16 protein-coding genes are annotated in these 18142 nt (G+C 68.0%); 14 read left to right on the plus strand and 2 right to left on the minus strand.

The features are described from left to right. Positions 1-295 precede the first annotated feature (295 nt). The 7 genes from ACN6PJ_RS13775 to ACN6PJ_RS13805 all read left to right on the plus strand — a co-directional run bounded on the left by ACN6PJ_RS13775 (position 296) and on the right by ACN6PJ_RS13805 (position 8203). On the plus strand, positions 296-2647 hold the full coding sequence (locus tag ACN6PJ_RS13775) for a bifunctional salicylyl-CoA 5-hydroxylase/oxidoreductase (RefSeq protein ID WP_427996428.1): 2352 nt from the start codon (positions 296-298) through the stop codon (positions 2645-2647). Then, on the plus strand, positions 2644-3435 hold the full coding sequence (locus ACN6PJ_RS13780; RefSeq protein WP_427996429.1) for an SDR family NAD(P)-dependent oxidoreductase: 792 nt from the start codon (positions 2644-2646) through the stop codon (positions 3433-3435). Before ACN6PJ_RS13775 ends, ACN6PJ_RS13780 begins: the two co-directional genes overlap by 4 nt. 44 nt (positions 3436-3479) lie before the next feature. Continuing rightward, positions 3480-4337: an enoyl-CoA hydratase family protein gene (locus ACN6PJ_RS13785; RefSeq protein ID WP_427996430.1), complete on the plus strand. Its 858-nt coding sequence runs from the start codon at positions 3480-3482 to the stop codon at positions 4335-4337. Between the two features lie 91 nt (positions 4338-4428). Further along, entirely contained in the window at positions 4429-5598 is a 1170-nt protein-coding gene (locus ACN6PJ_RS13790; RefSeq protein WP_427996431.1) for an acyl-CoA dehydrogenase family protein, read from the plus strand. A 61-nt stretch (positions 5599-5659) separates the two neighbouring features. Continuing rightward, positions 5660-7300 carry an AMP-binding protein gene (locus ACN6PJ_RS13795; RefSeq protein WP_427996432.1) on the plus strand — a complete coding sequence of 547 codons (1641 nt, stop codon included), beginning with the start codon at positions 5660-5662 and terminating at the stop codon, positions 7298-7300. A gap of 20 nt (positions 7301-7320) precedes the next feature. Then, positions 7321-7746, plus strand: a complete 426-nt coding sequence (locus ACN6PJ_RS13800) for an acyl-CoA thioesterase (protein WP_427996433.1) — start codon at positions 7321-7323, stop codon at positions 7744-7746. A gap of 49 nt (positions 7747-7795) precedes the next feature. Then, positions 7796-8203, plus strand: coding sequence for a RidA family protein (locus tag ACN6PJ_RS13805; RefSeq protein ID WP_427996434.1), 408 nt, complete (start codon positions 7796-7798; stop codon positions 8201-8203). Between the two features lie 144 nt (positions 8204-8347). Here ACN6PJ_RS13805 and ACN6PJ_RS13810 read toward each other — a convergent pair whose 3' ends face one another. Further along, positions 8348-9334 carry an AraC family transcriptional regulator gene (locus ACN6PJ_RS13810; RefSeq protein ID WP_427996435.1) on the minus strand — a complete coding sequence of 329 codons (987 nt, stop codon included), beginning with the start codon at positions 9332-9334 and terminating at the stop codon, positions 8348-8350. A 249-nt stretch (positions 9335-9583) separates the two neighbouring features. On the opposite strand from ACN6PJ_RS13810, the gene ACN6PJ_RS13815 reads away from it, so the two are divergent. Genes ACN6PJ_RS13815 through ACN6PJ_RS13840 form a run of 6 tightly spaced genes read left to right on the plus strand, consistent with a single transcriptional unit; the run spans position 9584 to position 15345 of the window. Next, positions 9584-10762 (plus strand): ABC transporter substrate-binding protein, encoded by a 1179-nt coding sequence (locus ACN6PJ_RS13815; protein ID WP_427996436.1) that lies wholly within the window; start codon positions 9584-9586, stop codon positions 10760-10762. Between the two features lie 28 nt (positions 10763-10790). Continuing rightward, positions 10791-12035 (plus strand): dienelactone hydrolase family protein, encoded by a 1245-nt coding sequence (locus ACN6PJ_RS13820; RefSeq protein WP_427996437.1) that lies wholly within the window; start codon positions 10791-10793, stop codon positions 12033-12035. 9 nt (positions 12036-12044) lie between these two features. After that, on the plus strand, positions 12045-13394 hold the full coding sequence (locus ACN6PJ_RS13825) for an aromatic ring-hydroxylating dioxygenase subunit alpha (RefSeq protein WP_427996438.1): 1350 nt from the start codon (positions 12045-12047) through the stop codon (positions 13392-13394). After that, positions 13385-13918 (plus strand): aromatic-ring-hydroxylating dioxygenase subunit beta, encoded by a 534-nt coding sequence (locus tag ACN6PJ_RS13830; protein WP_427996439.1) that lies wholly within the window; start codon positions 13385-13387, stop codon positions 13916-13918. The genes ACN6PJ_RS13825 and ACN6PJ_RS13830 overlap by 10 nt, the downstream gene beginning before the upstream one ends. Then, positions 13915-14529 carry a cysteine hydrolase family protein gene (locus tag ACN6PJ_RS13835; protein WP_427996440.1) on the plus strand — a complete coding sequence of 205 codons (615 nt, stop codon included), beginning with the start codon at positions 13915-13917 and terminating at the stop codon, positions 14527-14529. The genes ACN6PJ_RS13830 and ACN6PJ_RS13835 overlap by 4 nt, the downstream gene beginning before the upstream one ends. Before the next feature lie 9 nt (positions 14530-14538). Continuing rightward, a complete protein-coding gene (locus ACN6PJ_RS13840; RefSeq protein WP_427996441.1) occupies positions 14539-15345 on the plus strand; it encodes an SDR family oxidoreductase in 807 nt (268 codons plus the stop codon). 21 nt (positions 15346-15366) lie between these two features. Here the strand turns inward: ACN6PJ_RS13840 and ACN6PJ_RS13845 are convergent, their stop codons facing one another. After that, a complete protein-coding gene (locus ACN6PJ_RS13845) occupies positions 15367-17103 on the minus strand; it encodes a DUF342 domain-containing protein (protein ID WP_427996442.1) in 1737 nt (578 codons plus the stop codon). Positions 17104-17364: 261 nt separating this feature from the next. Here ACN6PJ_RS13845 and ACN6PJ_RS13850 point away from each other — a divergent pair, with 261 nt between their 5' ends. After that, positions 17365-18117 carry a lytic transglycosylase domain-containing protein gene (locus ACN6PJ_RS13850; RefSeq protein WP_427996443.1) on the plus strand — a complete coding sequence of 251 codons (753 nt, stop codon included), beginning with the start codon at positions 17365-17367 and terminating at the stop codon, positions 18115-18117. The last annotated feature ends 25 nt before the right edge of the window (positions 18118-18142 follow it).

Genomic DNA, 18142 nt, shown 5'->3' on the forward strand with positions numbered 1-18142 from the left:
CCGGGTGTCCGACACCCGGACCGCTAGACATCCTGCGCTCTCACATCTATCTGCAGAACGCGCCGGATGGGTGGCGTGCGCGCCCAGGTCCGCATCACCGCCCCGCGATTCCCTCGACAGCAAGCGATCCAAGATCGTCCCCATTTAAAACCCGACCGATCTAGATACTTTCCCCATTTGCAACCCTCTTCCGTCGGGTATATATTTCAAGCCTAAACTATCAAGGTTTAAATCTCTGCGGCCCCAGCTCCAGGAATACAGAGCGGATGTCGCATACCACGGAGCGTGTACGGCGATGAAAATAGTCTGCATTGGCGGCGGTCCCGCCGGTCTGTATTTCGGTCTGCTCATGAAGCTGCAGAACCCCGAGAACGAAGTCACCGTGATCGAGCGCAACCGCCCGTACGACACCTTCGGCTGGGGCGTGGTGTTTTCCGACGCCACCATGCAGAACCTGCGCGAAGCCGATCCCGTCTCCGCCCAGACCATCGGCGACGCCTTCAACCACTGGGACGACATCGACATCCATTTCAAGGGCCGCAGCATGCGCAGCAGCGGCCACGGCTTCATCGGCATCGGCCGCAAGAAGCTGCTGAACATCCTGCAGGCGCGCTGCGAGGACGTGGGCGTCAAGCTGGTGTTCGAGAATTTCGTGCAGGACGACCAGGCCATCGCCCGTGAATACGACGCCGACCTGGTCATCGCCTCGGACGGCATCAACAGCCAGGTCCGCACCCGCTACGCGGACACGTTCCATCCCGATATCGACCAGCGCCGTTGCCGCTTCGTCTGGCTGGGCACCAAGAAGGTATTCGACGCGTTCACGTTCGCCTTCGTGCAGACCGAGCACGGCTGGTTCCAGGCGCACGCCTACCGCTACGAAAACGGCATGTCCACGTTCATCGTGGAAACGCCCGAGGAAACCTGGCAGGCCGCCGGCATCGAGCAGATGAGCCAGGAAGAGGGCATCGCCTACTGCGAAAAACTGTTCGCGCCGTGGCTGGACGGCAATCCGCTGGTCAGCAACGCGACGCACCTGCGCGGCTCGGCCATCTGGATCCGCTTCCCGCGCGTCATCTGCAACACCTGGGTGCACTGGAACACGCTGGAAACGGCCCGCGGCCAGCGCCGCGTGCCGGTCGTGCTGATGGGCGACGCCGCCCACACCGCGCATTTCTCGATCGGCTCGGGCACCAAGCTGGCGCTCGAAGACGCCATCGAGCTGGCCCGTTGCCTGAGCGGCGCGGAAGGCAGCGTTGAACACGGACTCAAGCACTACGAGGACGTGCGCAGCGTGGAAGTCCTGAAGATCCAGAACGCCGCCCGCAACTCCACCGAATGGTTCGAGAACGTCGCGCGCTACGCCGACCTGGAGCCCGAGCAGTTCGCCTATTCGCTGCTGACCCGTTCGCAGCGCATCTCGCACGAGAACCTGCGCCTGCGCGATCCGGCCTGGCTGGAAGGTTTCGAACGCTGGATCGCGGAGCACGCGGGCGCCGCCACGGCGCCGGGCGAGCGCCCGGCCCTGCCCATGCTCACGCCCTACACGGTGCGCGGCGTGCGGCTCAAGAACCGCATCCTGGTCTCGCCGATGGCCATGTATTCCTGCGTCGACGGCGTGCCGGGCGACTTCCACCTGGTCCACCTGGGAGCGCGCGCCATGGGCGGCGCCGGCCTGGTCATGGTGGAAATGACCTGCGTGTCGCCGGACGGCCGGATTACCCCGGGGTGCCCCGGCCTCTGGAACGACGAGCAGCGCCAGGCCTTCTCCCGCATCGTCGATTTCGTGCACGGCAACAGCGACGCCCGCATCGGCATGCAGCTGGGCCATGCCGGGCGCAAGGGCTCCACGCAGCTGGGCTGGCAGAAGATCGACCATCCGCTGGCCGAGGGCAACTGGCCGCTGATCTCGGCTTCCGCCTTGCCCTACATCGAAGGCGTGTCGCAGACGCCCCGCGCCATGACCCGCGCGGACATGGACGAGGTGCGCGACAACTTCGTCGCCGCCGCGCGCCGCGCCGAACAGGCCGGCTTCGACTGGCTGGAACTGCACTGCGCCCACGGCTACCTGCTTTCCAGCTTCATTTCGCCCCTGACCAACCACCGCGAGGACGAATACGGCGGCAGCCTGGAAAACCGCCTGCGCTTCCCGTTGGAGGTGTTCCACGCCGTGCGCGCCGTCTGGCCCGAGAACAAACCCATGTCGGTGCGGATCTCCGCCAGCGACTGGGTGGAGGGCGGCATCACGGCCGATGACGCCGTGGAAATCGCGCGCCACTTCAAGGCCGCCGGCGCCGACATGATCGATTGCTCGTCCGGCCAGGTCAGCAAGGAAGAGAAGCCGGTCTATGGCCGCATGTTCCAGACCCCGTTCGCCGACCGCGTGCGCAACGAGGCCGGCATCCCCACCATCGCGGTGGGCGCCATTTTCGAGGCCGATCACGCCAACGGCATCATCGCCTCGGGCCGGGCGGACCTTTGCGCGCTGGCGCGTCCCCATTTGGCCGACGCCTCCTGGACGCTACGCGAAGCGGCGCGGGTGGGCTACCGTGACGTAACGTGGCCGAGCCAGTACTTCGCAGGCAAACGCCAGCTGGAAACCAATTTCGAACGCGCCGCCGCCCTGGCGCAACTGGACATCAAATGAATGCAACCCCGCTCCCCCTGGCCGGACGCCATGCCCTGGTGACGGGCGGCGCGCGCGGCATCGGGCTCGCCTGCGCCCGGGCCCTGCTGCAGCGCGGCGCCCGCGTCACGCTCCTGGGCCGTGACGGCGCGGCCCTGGACGCCGCGGCCGACAGCCTGGCCCGCCTGGGGCAGGTGCAGGCCGTCAGCGCCGACATCGCGGATGACGCATCGGTACGGGCGGCCTTCGCCCAGGCCGAGTCGGAATTCGGGCCGGTGCTGGTGCTGGTGAACAACGCCGGACAGGCGGTCAGCGAGCGCTTCGATCGCACCGATACCGCCTTGTGGAACGCCATGATTGCGGTCAACCTGACGGGCACGTTCCACTGCATCCAGGCGGCCTTGCCCGGCATGCTGAAAGAGAAATGGGGGCGGGTCATCAACGTGGCCAGCACCGCCGGCTTGATCGGCTATGGCTACGTCAGCGCCTATTGCGCGGCCAAGCACGGCGTGGTGGGGTTGACCCGCTCGCTGGCGCTGGAGACCGCCCAGAAGGGCGTTACGGTCAATGCCGTCTGCCCCGGCTACACCGAAACCGACATCGTGCGCGGCGCGGTCTCGAACATCGTCGACAAGACCGGCATGACGCCGGAAGCCGCGCGCGCCAAACTGGCCGAACGCAACCCCCAAGGCCGCCTGGTGCAGCCTGAGGAAGTGGCCGAAACGGTTGCCTGGCTGGCCCTGCCGGCCTCGGCGTCCATCAATGGCCAGGCCATCGCCGTCGATGGCGGCGAAGTGATGACCGGTTGAGGCCGGCGCCCCACCCATCCCGAAGATCCAAGAACGGAGACACCATGAACACCCAGCCCGAAGAACACACCATGAAGCACCACAAGCGTCCGCTCGCCGGCTATCGGGCGAAGACGTTCCTGTGGCAGGTGTCGGCCGACGGCAAGGTCGGCACGGTCACCCTGAACCGCCCCGAGCGCAAGAACCCGCTGACGTTCGACTCCTACGCCGAGCTGCGCGACTTGTTCCGGTCGCTGGTCTATGCCACCGATATCAAGGTGGTCGTGGTGACGGGCGCGGGCGGCAACTTCTGCTCGGGCGGAGACGTGCACGAAATCATCGGCCCCCTGACCAGGATGTCCATGCCCGAACTGCTGGACTTCACCCGCATGACGGGCGACCTGGTCAAGGCCATGCGCGCCTGCCCGCAGCCCATCGTAGCGGCGGTGGACGGCGTCTGCGCCGGCGCGGGCGCCATGGTGGCGCTGGCCTCGGACATGCGCCTGGGCACGCCCGCGGCGCGCACGGCCTTCCTGTTCACCCGCGTGGGCCTGGCCGGCGCCGACATGGGCGCCTGCACGCTATTGCCGCGCATGATCGGCCAGGGCCGCGCCTCCGAGCTGCTGTACACGGGCCGCGCGATGACGGCGGAAGAGGGCGCCAGCTGGGGCTTCTTCAATGCCCTGCACGAATCCGGCGCGCTGGCCGACGCCGCGCAGACGCTGGCCGCCCAATTGGCCGCGGGCCCGACTTTCGCCCATGGCGTCACCAAGAAGCTGCTGCACCAGGAATGGAACATGGGCGTGGACGAGGCCATCGAGGCCGAAGCCGAGGCCCAGGCCATCTGCATGCAGACGCGCGATTTCCACCGGGCCTACGAGGCCTTCGTGGCGAAGCAGAAGCCGGTATTCCAGGGGGACTGACGGCCACCCCCCCGGAAGCGCCTGCGGCGCTTCCTCTCAAGGGCGCGCGGAGACTCGGGATCGAAATGGTTGGATGCGAAGAGGAATCTAGATGAGTGACATGAGCTGGCTGGACTGGCCTTTTTTCGACGACGCGCACCGCAAGCTGGCGCATGACGTGAACGCGTGGTGCGAGCAGTCGCTGGGCGACGTCGACCACCACGACGCCGACGGGGCCTGCAAGAAGCTGGTGAAGGCCATGGGCCAGGCCGGCTGGCTGCGCTACGCGGTGGCGGGCGGCCCCGGCGGAGCCTGGGGAGGCGCGTTGCCCGAGGTGGATTCCCGCGCGGTCTGCATCCTGCGCGAGACCTTCGCCCGCCACGAAGGCCTGGCGGACTTTGCGTTCGCCATGCAGGGGCTGGGCAGCGGGGCCATTTCGCTCATGGGATCCGACGAGGTGCGCCAGCGCTACCTGCCGCGCGTGTCGCGGGGCGAAGCCATCGCCGCCTTCGCGCTGTCCGAGCCCGACGCGGGATCGGACGTGGCCGCGCTGGCGTGCGAGGCCCGGCAGGACGGCGACCATTACGTGCTGAACGGCGCCAAGACCTGGATCTCCAACGGCGGCATCGCGGACTTCTATTGCGTCTTCGCGCGCACCGGCGAAGCGCCCGGCGCGCGCGGCATCAGCGCCTTCGTGGTCGATGCCGGCACGCCGGGCTTCGAGGTCAGCGAACGCATCGACCTGATCGCGCCGCACCCGCTGGCCACCATCACGTTCGACGACTGCCGCATTCCGGCGTCGCAGCGGCTGGGCGACGCGGGCCAGGGCTTCAAGCTGGCCATGATGACGCTGGACATCTTCCGCGCCTCCGTGGCGGCCGCCGCGCTGGGCTTTGCCCGCCGCGCGCTGGACGAGGCCGTGGCGCGCTCCAAGTCGCGCCGCATGTTCGGCCAGACGCTCGCCGACCTGCAGCTGACGCAAGCCGCGCTGGGCGACATGGCGACCGCCATCGACGCGTCCGCGCTGCTGACGTACCGCGCGGCGTGGATGCGCGACGTCAAGAAGCAGCGCACCACGCGCGAAGCGGCCATGGCCAAGATGACGGCGACGGAATCGGCGCAAACCGTGATCGACCGCGCGCTGCAGATGTTCGGCGGCGCGGGCGTGGTGTCGGGGATGCCGGTGGAGAAGCTCTACAGGGAAATCAGGGCGCTGCGCATCTACGAAGGCGCCACCGAAGTGCAGAAGTTGATCATCGCCCGTGAACTGCTGAAGGCGTAGGAGAGCCATCGGGCTCCGGCGTCCAGGCAAGCAACAACACCGCATAGCCAAGGGGAATTTCATGGAAGCATCCGCCCACATCGACACCTTTGCCCGGGACAACCTGCCCCCGGGCGAGCAATGGCCAGAGTTCCTGCTCGACGGCCCCGACGTGGCCTATCCCAAGCGTTTCAATTGCGCGGTCGAACTGGTGGACGCCATGGTCGAGCGCGGCCACGGCGAGCGCATCGCGCTGCGCTGGCGCCAGGATGGCAAGCAGGCCGTGATGACCTATCGCGAGCTTGCGGCACTGAGCAACCGCATCGCCCGCGTGCTGACGGAGGACATGGGGCTGGTGTCCGGCAACCGCCTGCTGCTGCGCGGTCCGAACAACCCCATGATGGCCGCATCCTGGCTGGCCGCGGTCAAGGCGGGCCTGGTGACCGTGCCCACGATGCCGCTGCTGCGGGCCAAGGAGCTCAAGCAGATCATCGAGAAGGCGCAGGTCCAGGCCGTGCTGTGCGATATCCGCCTGAAGGACGAGGCGGATTTCTGCGCGCAGCCCGGGCATGAGCACCACTGCCCCGCGCTGTCGAAGATCATGTATTTCAACGATGCCGCGCCGGATGCGCTGGACGCCCTGGCCGCGGCCAAGCCCGACGACTTCAAGGCCTGCGATACGGCGGCCGAGGACGTGTGCCTCATCGCTTTCACCAGCGGCACCACGGGCGCGCCCAAGGGCTGCATGCACTTCCACCGCGACGTGCTGGCGATGTGCGACCTGTTCCCCAAGCACATCATCAAGCCGACTGCGGACGACATCTTCTGCGGCACGCCGCCGCTGGCCTTCACCTTCGGCCTGGGCGGCCTGCTGTGCTTCCCGCTGCGGGTGGGCGCCAGCACCGTGCTGGCGGAAAAGCTGTCGCCGGAAAGCCTGCTGGAGCTGATCCAGGAGTTCCGCGCCACCATCGTCTTCACGGCGCCGACCTTCTACCGGCAGATGGCCGCCCTGGTCGGCAAGTTCGACATTTCCTCGCTGAAGAAGAGCGTTTCCGCCGGCGAAGCCCTGCCTGACGCCACGCGCCAACTCTGGAAAGAGGCCACGGGCATCGAGATGATCGACGGCATCGGGGGCACGGAAATGATCCATGTCTTCGTGTCGAGCCCACCCGAGTCCGTGCGCCGCGGCGCGATCGGCCGCGTCGTGCCGGGCTATGTCGCCCGGATCGTGGACGATGAGATGAAGCCCGTGCCCAACGGCACGGTGGGCCGCCTGGCCATCAAGGGGCCCACGGGCTGCCGCTACCTGGCCGACGAGCGCCAGCGCCGCTTCGTGCAGGACGGCTGGAACCTGCCCGGCGACACCTTCCTCCAGGACGACGACGGCTATCTGTTCTACCAGGCGCGCAACGACGACATGATCGTTTCCGCCGGCTACAACATCGCCGGCCCGGAAGTCGAGGACGCCCTGCTGCGGCACGAGGCCGTGGCGGAGTGCGGCGTGGTCGGCGCGCCGGACGACGAGCGCGGCCAGGTGGTGAAGGCCTTCGTGGTGCTCAAGCCGGGCTACGAGGCCGGCAGCGAGCTGACCGCGGCCCTGCAGCAGTTCGTCAAGGCCAGCATCGCGCCCTACAAATACCCTCGCGCCATCGAGTTCGTGGAAGCGTTGCCGCGCACCGAAACCGGCAAGCTGCAGCGTTTTGCGCTGCGCAAGATGGCGTGAACAGGCAATAAGGAATCCCCATGGCAGCTCCGTTCGTCAGCCAGGTCGAAGTCCGCTTCCGTCATTGCGACCCGGCGGGCATCGTCTTCTACCCCCGCTACTTCGAAATGATCAACGACTTCGTCGAGGAGTGGTTCGACAAGGGCATGGGACTGCCGTTCCACGCACTGCACGTGGAGCGGCAGATCGGCACGCCGACGGCGTCGGTGCAGTGCGATTTCAGCGCGCCCAGCCGCTGGCACGAGCGCTTGCGCCAGGTGCTGGAGGTACAGCGCATCGGGGGCGCATCGTTCAAGGTGCTGGTGAAGTTCGAAGGGCCGGACGGCCAGCTGCGCCTGGCGGCGACGCTGACGATCGTGACGGTGGATCTGCGGACGATGAAGTCCATGCCGCTGCCTGCGGACCTGCGGGAACGCATGCAGGCTTATCTGGTTCCCGCGGCGTAAGCGGCGGGGATCACCTGTAGTTTGTTTTTCTTGAAAATAGGATGACGTTATGAAGATTCTGCAACCGCCGGATTGGATGGCGCCCCGGGGCTATTCGAATGGCGTGCTCACCGAGATGCAGGTGGGCAGCAAGCTCGTTTTCGTGGGCGGACAGGTGGGGTGGAATGGCCAGCAGCAGTTCGAGACGGACGACCTGGCGGATCAGGTCCGCCAGACGCTGGCGAATATCGTTGCGATTCTGGCGGAAGGGGGAGCCAAGCCGGAGCATATCGTCCGCATGACGTGGTATGTGACGGACAAGGAAGAATACGTGGCGGCATATCCCGCCATCGGCAAACACTACCGGGAGTTGATCGGACGGCATTTCCCGGCGATGACGGCGGTGGAGGTGGCCGACCTGGTCGAGGACCGGGCGAAGGTGGAGATCGAGGTTACGGCGGTGGTGCCCCCTCGGTAGTTTTTTTCGTCGATGGCTGTATTTCTTGAAACGCCCGACGGGGCGGGGGCGGAGGATCTGCCTGCCCGCCCCAGGCTGGGCTTGCGGGCGCCCTGTCGGGGCGATGTCAGCCATGGCATATGCGGCTTTCTTAGCGGCCGTCGTTCATCCCGTCATGCGCCGCGTTTCGCGCGGCAACTCGCCGAAGCGTTCACGGTAATACTCCGAAAACCGTCCCAGATGCCCGAATCCGACACCTAGCGCGACCTCGGTCACGCTGGCATGGGCGTCCGATTTCAGCTTCTGCCTGGCGGTGTCCAGGCGCAGCGCCCGCAGCGCGTTCATGGGAGTGGTGTCCCGGTGTTCCTGGAACAGGCGTGTCAGGGCGCTGGCGCTGGCGCCGGCGTGGCGGGCGATGTCGATCAGGGTCAGGGGGGCGGACAGGTGCTCGCGCATGTATGACTCGGCCAGCGTCAGGCGGCGCGGGAGCGCCGGAGCCCGGCCTGCGCGCGCCTGCCAGCTGTTCGGCTGGTTGTAGAGCAGGTGCAGCATCAGGGTGTCTTCCAGATGGTCCAGCCAGGCCGCGGGCGGACGGCGCGCGCCGTCGTCCAGCGTGGGCAGCAGGTGGATCAGGCTTGCGACCATGCTGCACCAGGCGGCGCCGACGGGGGTGTCCAGGCGCAGCGCGGGGCTGAAGTCCAGCGGGCCGGCGGCGGCCTCGCCGAAGGCGCGCAACCCGATGGCTTCGAGCTTGCCGCGCGGGATCTTGAGCAGCAGCTGCTCGCAGCCGGCTTCCCAGTGCAGGCGCAGCGGGCGGTTGGGGGCGATGACAGCGGCGCACTCGGGGCCGGCGTCGACCCGGTCGTTGCCGCATTCGATACAGGCGCGGCCGCGCAGGGGCACCTGCACCAGCATGAAATCCTGCAGCCTGTCGGGCTCGATATGGACTTCGGCGCCGTAGCGCAGGGTACAGACCGTGAGGGATCCGAAGCGCGCCCGGTTCAGTTCCGCGTCCACCCGGCCGCCCTTCCAGGTCAGGCGGTGCTCCTTCAGGGCTTCGGACACGAGCGTCCGTGTTTCGTCCTGCTGGGTGGAGCTGAAGACGCGCCGCTGCAACAGGGGCGCCAGCGTGAGTCGTGACCAGCCATGCATGCATGCCTCCGGTACGGGAACCCTCCCGTATCTCAGGCCAGGGTAATGTAAACGGCTGGCCCTTGGAATTAAGTGAATCCCGGATAAGACTGACTGTAATCGGATAGAGCCGCTCCCCCGGGCGGCCTAAGCTAGGGCCTGTGCGCGGGGCCTTCGGGCGCGCGTCCATCGGCAGCATGCGTTAACCGAGGGCAGACGGGTTCTGTCAGCTTTCCGCCGGCGGGGCCGGCGGGGAAAACGGGGTGGCTCATGAATCGAAACCTATGGCGCCGGCGCGCGCTGGCCGCGTTGGCGTGCATGGCTGCCGCCGCGCATGCATCGGCGGCCGACAAAATCAAGATCGGCCTGCTGACCACGCTCTCGGGGCCCGGGGCGGCGCTGGGCAACGAGATCCGGGACGGCTTCAATCTCGCGCTGCAACATACGGGGGGCAAGCTGGGCGGACTGCCGGCCGAGGTGGTGGTGGCGGACGACCAGCAGAAGGCGGACACGGGCCGCCAGGCGGTCGAGCGCCTGCTCAAGCGCGACCACGTGGACGTCATGACCGGCATCGTGTTCTCGAACGTGCTGTTGCCCGTGATGCCGGCCATCCTGCAATCGGGCACCATCTACCTGAGCACCAATACCGGGCCGGAGAACTACGCCGGCGCGGGCTGTAATCCCAATTTCTTCGCGGTCGCCTGGCAGAACGAGGACATTCCGGCCGCGATGGGCAAGTATGCCGCCGACCAGGGCTACAAGCGCGTGGCGCTGATCGCGCCGGACTATCCCGGCGGCCGCGAATCGCTCAACGGCTTCAAGCGCCTGTACAAGGGCGGGCTCTCCGAAGAAATCTACACCCAGCTCGGCCAGCTGGACTACGGCGTGGAAATCACGCGGCTGCGCGCCAGCAAGCCCGACGCGGTGTTCTTCTTCCTGCCGGGCGGCATGGGCGTGAACTTCATCAAGCAATTCAACGGCGCGGGCCTCGGCAAGGAGATCGCGCTGCTGGCGCCCGGCTTCTCGGGCGACGAGGACACGATCGCCGCGGTCGGCGCGCCCATAGAAGGCCTGCGCAATACGTCCCAGTGGGCCGCCGACCTCGACAACCCGGCGAATCGCAAGTTCGTGGAGGATTTCACGAAGGCCTACAAGCGCAGCCCCACGCTATACGCGTCGCAGGGCTATGACGCCGCCATGCTGCTGGACAGCGCGGTGCGCCAGACCGGCGGCAAGCTGGACGCGGACGCGCTGCGCCCTGCCTTGCGCCGCGCGGATTTCAAGTCCGTGCGGGGCGATTTCAAATTCAACAGCAACCAATATCCGGTGCAGAACTACTACCTGCGCATCGTCGAGGCGGGCGCGGGCGGAAAGCTGTCGAACAAACTGTCGGGCACGGTGCTGACGCAGTACCAGGATCCGTTCGCCGCTTCCTGCCGGATGAAGTAGGGCGGACGCCCGCAACAAGGAGATACGCATGACCTCGAGCATTACGACGCGCGACGTGACCGTTGCTTCGCATGATGGCAAGTCCTTCGGCGCCTATCTGGCGGTGCCGGCGTCCGGGCGCGGCCCCGGCCTGGTGCTGTGCCAGGAGATCTTCGGCGTGAACGGCTTCATGCGCCGCGCCGCGCAGCTGCTGGCCGAGGAGGGTTACGTGGTGCTGGTGCCCGACCTGTTCTGGCGCCAGCAGCCGGGCATCCAGTTGACGGACGGCCCGGCCGACATGCCGCGCGCCTTCGAACTCTACAAGGGCTTCGACGTGGAACTGGGGCTGCGCGACATTGCATCGGCCATCGCCGCGCTGCGCGAACTGCCCGAGCAGCAGGGTGGGGTAGGCGTGCTGGGCTACTGCCTGGGCGGCAAGCTGGCCTACCTGGCCGCCTGCCGCACCGATGTGGACGTGGCGGTGGGCTACTACGGCGTGGGCATCGAAGACAGCCTGGCCGAGGCCGAGGGGCTGCGGGGCCGGCTGGTGCTGCACATCGCCGAGCAGGACGGTTTCTGCCCGCCCGAGGCGCGCCAGCGCATCCTGGAGGCGCTGGGCGGCAAGCCCGGCGTGGAGCTTTACGTCTATCCGGGCGTGGACCATGCCTTCGCCCGAACGGGCGGCGACCACTACGACAAGCCGTCCGCGCTGATGGCGCACCAGCGCAGCATGGCCGCGCTGCAGCGCGCCATCGGGCCGGAGTTCGATTATTCGTACCTCTGGGACAAGCACTGCGAATACGAATTCGGCACGCGTGATGTGGCGGCCACCATGGCCACCATGGTGGCCGAGCCCTACGTGAACCACATTCCCACCATGACGGGCGGCGTGGGTCACAAGGAACTGAGCCGCTTCTACCAGCACCATTTCGTCAACAGCAACCCGCCCGACACCCGTCTGGTGCCGCTGTCGCGCACGGTGGGCGCCACGCAGATCGTGGACGAGCTGCTGTTCTGTTTCACACACACCACCGAGATCGACTGGATGCTGCCCGGCGTGGCGCCCACCGGCAAGTACGTGGAGATTCCGCTGGTGGCGATCGTCAAGTTCCGCGGCGACAAGCTCTATCACGAGCACATCTATTGGGACCAGGCCAGCGTGCTGGTCCAGGTGGGCCTGCTGGACCCCAAGGGCCTGCCGACCGCCGGCCGCGAGACGGCGGCCAAGCTGCTGGACGAGACGTTGCCATCCAACACGCTGATGGCGCGCTGGAAAGACAGCGAAGGCAAATAGGAGGCGGCCATGGCATATACCGAAGCGCAATTGGCCGGCATGGTGCGCGGCGACAGCGTGCACCGGGCGGTCTATACAGACCCGGCCATTTTCGACCTGGAGATGCAGCGCATCTACGGCCGCGCCTGGATCTACGTGGGGCACGAAAGCCAGGTGCCGAAGACGGGCGATTACCACACGACACGCCTTGGGGACCAGGACGTGCTGATGGTGAGGGCGTCCGACGGCCGCGTGCATGTGCTGTACAACCGCTGCCCCCACAAGGGCGCGAAGGTGGTGGCCGACGGCGACGGCTGCGCGGGCAAGTTCTTCCGCTGTCCGTATCACGCCTGGACCTTCAAGCTGGATGGCAGCCACCTGGGCGTGCCGCTCAAGCAGGGCCTGGAAGGCACCGCCTACGATCCCGCCGACCCGTCGTTCTCGATGCGGCGGCTGCCGCGCGTGGAAAGCTACCGCGGCTTCGTGTTCGCCAGCCAGTCGGCCCAGGGGCAGGGGCTGGAGGAGTTCCTGGGCGGCGTGCGCTCGTCCATCGACAATCTCTGCGACCGCTCGCCCGTGGGCGAGGTGGAAGTGGCCGGCGGCATTTTCCGCGTCATGCAGCGGTCGAACTGGAAGGTGTTCTACGAAAACCTGCACGACACCATGCATGCCCGGGTCACGCACGAATCCTCGTACGCCGCGGCCCGCGACGAGGCCAAGGAGATCGGCGAGATGCCGCTGGAGCTTCACATCATGGACGGCAACGGCGAGCCCTACGAGTTCTGGGAGAAGCTGGAACTGCGCGCCTACGCCAACGGCCACGGCTACATGGAGGGCATCTTCAATCCGGGCGCGGCCGAACGCGATCCTGTCTCGCGCGCGCACTTCGAAACGCTGAGCGCCGCCTACGGCGAAACGCGGGCCCGCGAGATCCTGGGCATGAACCGGCACAACACCGTCATCTATGGCAGCGGATCGCCCCACACGGTGTTCCAGCAGTTCCGCGTGATTCGCCCCATCGCGGTGGACCGGACGATGATCGAGATCCAGACGTTCCGCTGCAAGGGCGCGCCGGACGGCGTGTTCAAACGCGCCATGCTGTATGCCAACGTCATCAATTCGCCCTCGTCCAACGTCATGCCGGACGACATCGAACTCTATAACCGCTGCCAGGAAGGCAACGCGACGCGCGGCGGCGAATGGGTCAGCATGCACCGCTACCACGGCACCGACCGCAGCGATGCCGACGGCATGGTGTCCCTGAACGGAACCAGCGAGCTGCCGATGCGCAACCAGTTCCACGCCTGGAAGACCTACATGCAAGCCGGCGCCGCGCACACGGCCGCGGCCGCCGCCACCGGAGACGCCGCATGCTGCTAGACCTCGATTTCGACGTTGCGACCGATGGCCTGTCGCCCGCCGACGTGCCGGCCGACGCCTACCATCGCATCGCGCAGTTCCTGTACCGCGAGGCCCGCCTGCTGGACGAGCGCCGCTACGCGGACTGGCAGGCGCTGTGGACGGCCGATGGCATGTACTGGATGCCGCGGGTGCCCGGCCAGCCGAGCCCGTACGACCATATCTCGCTGTTCTGGGAGGACCGCATGCTGCGCGACGTGCGCATCCGGCGGCTGGAACATCCGCGCAACTGGTCGCAGCAGCCGCCCACCCGCAGCGCGCGGCTGGTGGGAAGCGTGCAGGTGGAGGGCGTGGACGCGGGGGGCAACCTGGTCGTGCATTCCGTCTTCCAGATGACCGAATGGCGCAAGCGCGAGCCGCGCCAGCTGGCCGGCCGCTATACCCACAAGCTCGCCGCCGAGGGCGACGGCTGGCGCATCCGCATGAAGCGGGTGGATCTGGTCAATTGCGACGACGTGCACGACGTGTTCGAGGGGTTCGTGTGACGGCGCCGGACACCGCGGTGCTGGCCCTGCACTACCAGAACGACGTGCTGCATCCCGACGGCAAGATCCGCGTCGGGCTGGACGCGGACGGGCTTGCGCGGCAGCGCCTGCTGGAGAGCGCCGCCGCCTTGCTGAACGGCGCGCGGGCCGGCGGCCTGCCCATCGTGCACGTGCGCATCGCCTTCCGGCCCGACTACGCCGACCTGCTGGCCAATTGCGCCATCTTCCGCAACGTGGCCGCCATCGGCGCGGTGGCGGAAGGGCAGTGGGGCAGCGCCTTCTACGAGGGGTTGCAGCCCTTGTCCGGCAGCGCGCGCGAATTCGTGGTCAAGCACACCCGGATCAGCGCCTTCTATGGCACGCCGCTGGAGGAAACCCTGCGGGTGCTGGGCGCGCGCAGGCTGGTGGTGGCCGGCGTCGCCACGCATTCCGTGGTCGAGGGCACCGTGCGCCATGGGGCCGACATCGGCTTCGAGGTGATGGTGGCCCAGGATGCCTGCGCGTCGGCGGACCCCGCGGTGCACGAGGCCTCGCTGGCCAGCATGCGCCTGGTCGCGCGCACCGGATCGGTGACGGAGGCGTTGCGCTGGGCGGCGACGCCCGACAATTAAGGAAGATTCATGGATTTCACAGGATTCCCCGGCGTTGCCGGCAAGACCGCCATCGTGACCGGCAGCACTCAGGGGCTGGGCGCGGATATCGCGCGAGGGCTGGCCGCGGCCGGCGCCAACGTGGTGCTGGTTGGACGCAACGCCGAGGCCGGACGCGCGCTGGAGCGGGACTTGCAGGGCCGCGCGCTGTACTGCGAGACGGACATCGGGCAGGACAGCCAGATACAACGCTGCATCGATGCGGCCCTGTCGCGCTTCGGAAGGCTGGACATCCTGGTCAATAATGCCTGCCAGTACACGGACCGCGGGCTCGCGTCGTCCCGCGAGGAATGGCACGGCACGCTGGACACGAACCTGGTGTCGGCGGCCATCTTCACGCAGATGGCCGCGCCGCTGCTGCGGCGCGGCGGCGTGGTGGTGAACATGGGCAGCACGGGCGGCAAGTTCGGCGCGGCCGGACGCGCGCTGTATCCGGCCTCCAAGGCGGCGTTGTTGCAGATCACCAAGAACTTCGCGGTGGAGCTGGCGCCGGCGGGCGTGCGGGTGCTGGCGGTGTCGCCCGCCTGGACCTGGTCGCCGTCGGTGGCGCAGTTGTCGGGCGGGTCGCGTGAAGCCGCCGACGAGGTGGGCGCGCATTTCCACCCGCTGGGCCGGGTCGGGTCGGGCGAGGAGATCGCCGCCGCGGTGTGTTTCGCCTGTTCGGATTCGGCCTCATGGATGACCGGCGTGGACATTCCGGTGGACGGCGGTTTTTCCATCCTGGGGCCCGACCGCGGCATTTCGCCGCGAGCCTGGTTCAAGGAGCTGGCGCCCTAGCGCCCGCCCCGCGGGGAGGGATCAGCGGATGACGATCTGCCCTTCCTCCAGCTTGGCCTTGCCGCCGACCTGGTCTTCCAGGAATTCCTGCATCTTGTTGCCCAACTGGATCGTCGCGCCGCTGCAGAAGCGCTTGGCGGCCGCGATGGTGGCGGTTTGCAGGGGTTGGAGTTCGCGCGCCAACTGGGCTTCCTCCGCATCCAGCTCCAGCAATTCGTGGCTGAGCTTGGCATGGGTGTTGCGCGCGCGTTCCGCCACGTCGCCGGGGGCGCGCCCGGGATTGGCCTGCAGGAAGGTCAGCAGCTTTTCCAGCTTGGCTTTCTCTTCGTTCATCTGCAGGCGCTTGCGCGCCAGGGCCGAACGCTTGATGTCCGCGTGCGGATCCAGGCCGGCCTGCACCAGCGTCGGGATGCCCGAGGCTGCGCCGATGGTGCCGGCGCGCACGCTCTGCAGGGCGCGCACCTGCCCGCCGGCGATGGCGCTTTGCTGCGTATTGGGCGGACCCACGTTGATGCTGCCGCCGGCGGCGATATTGCTCTGGCGGATTTCGCGCTCCACATCCACGTCCTTGCCGGCGCTGACGATCGCGTTGGCGATGAACCTGGCGCGCAGCGCCCCGCCACAGACGATGCGGGCGGTGCGCGCGGCCGCGGCGGCGTCCTGCAAGGCTTCGGCCGTGCCGATGATGCCGCCCTTGACCGTGACGTTGCCGCCGGCCTCCACCAGCGCGGCCTCCATCGTGCCGTTGACGACCACGTCTCCGGTGACGCGGACCTCCATGGTGGCGCTGATGTCGCCGCGCACCTGCAGCGATCCCTCGAAATTGATGTTGCCGGTGGACAGGTTGACGGCGTCCACCTCCACCATGGGATTCACCTGCACGCCGTGGCTGACCAGGGTGGGCGTGCCGGCGATGGCCGCGCGCAGCAGCAACGGGTCTTCAGGATCGATCTCCACGCCCGCCAGGTCCTTGGCGAACGGCGTGTCGGGCATTTCCTCCGGCAGGACGGGCTTGCCCATGACATCGGTGCCGTCCACGCCCGGCAGCGGCGGCGAGCGCCGCATCAGCGGCGTGCCGGGAGAGACCAGGAGCAGGTTGCCCAGGTCGCGGTAGTCCACCTGGGCCAGTTCGTCGATGTCTTCCCCGCGGGGTTTGAGGCGGTCCAGCAGGCTTTCGAAGCGCGTGGGGGTGCCGCGGGTGGGCGGCGTGCCCCGGGCGATCAGCACCGTTTCCCGCGCGCCGCGCTCGACGGCCTCGGCCAGCTCGCGTTCCAGCACGCCGTGGACGATGCCCTGGTCGGCCAGCGCCTGGCGCACGGCTTCCAGCGCGACGGGTTTGCCGCCCTTGGGAGGGTGCAGCGTCAGCAGCGCCGACATGCGGGCCGGATCCAGTTCCAGCTCGAAGCTGCCGTCCACGACGATGCCCACCGGCCCTTCGACGGGTTCTCGGGCGCTGCGGCATTGCTCGATGAAGGCCAGCACCGCCTGGCTGTCCAGGGCCTCGGCCGTCCAGCCCTGGGCCACGGCGGCGGCGGCCAGCGTGTCCCAGGTGGGCAGGTCGGGGTTGAAGACGGGGGGCGCGTCGACGGCCGGATCGGCCAGCGCGATGTCGGCGCCATCGCCTTCGGCCGACGGGCCGGGAGAAAGGGCGCCCGCCAGCCCGCCGGCCGGCTCGGGACGAGGCGGCGGCGCGTAGCGTGCCGTCAGGACCAGGGTGGTGGTGTCCAGCGACAGCTGGAGCATATTCGTTGCGTCCATCTCAGCCTCTCCCGCTTGGCGCTGGCGGCCAAGTTAATTCATTTGGTAATGATGCGAAATATTAGGTCATATTCTAACGCAAGCTTTCCGTGCTACTGGAAAGTAGGTGCCGGGGGCCAGCCGCAAGCCCTAGTTATGTCCCTGTTTTTCCCGCAGGGCGGGCCCCCAGGATTAGGACGTTGGCACGAGCGACAAATCGGCGCCGGCGCAGCAGCATAGGAGCTCGCCAACGCGTCCCTGGACGCCGCCGGAGCTCCGCCCATGCCTCGCCACGCCCCACCCGTTTTCCCGGCCCTGCGCGCCCTCCTGGCGCACGCCGGGGGCATGGCGGCGCTCGCGGCCCTCCTGGCGGGCGCGCTGGCGCTGGCGCCGGCCCGGCCGGCCCAGGCGGCCGATATCTACCGCTACAAGGATCCCTTCGGCGTCTGGCGGGCCATGAAGGTGCCCACGGGCCACGCCAAGTACTACAAGCGGGCGCAGGCCCGCGCCGCCTGGCGCAGCGGCGGCGTGAAGGTCTGCATGGCCTGCGAGCCCAAGTCCGGCGATGGCGCGCGCCTGGCCGGGCTGGAGCCGGCGTCGCGCGCCCTGCAATGGGGAGACGGCAAGGTGCCCACCGCGCACGATGGGCTGATCGCCCGGGCGGCCCAGGATTCGGGGGTGGACCAGGCCTTGCTGACCGCGGTCATCGCGATCGAATCGGGGTTCCGCAGCGATGCGCGCTCGCCCAAGGGCGCGCTGGGCCTGATGCAGCTGATGCCGGCGACGGCGGCGCCGCTGCTTGCCGTGGACGACGTCGAGACGGCGCTGGTGGATCCGGCCACGAATGTGAAAGCGGGATCGCGCCATCTGCGCAGGCTGATCGACCAGTATCCCGGCCGGCTGGACCTGGCGCTGGCCGCCTATAACGCGGGCGAGGGGGCGGTGCGCAAGTACGACGCCGTGCCGCCCTACGCCGAGACCCAGGCCTACGTCAGGGACGTCACGGCCCTGTACGAGCGCTACAAGGCCCCCTGAGAGGAGCGGCCGGGGGCCGGCTCCC

This window comes from Achromobacter sp. (assembly GCF_050285585.1).
GTDB lineage: Bacteria > Pseudomonadota > Gammaproteobacteria > Burkholderiales > Burkholderiaceae_B > Achromobacter.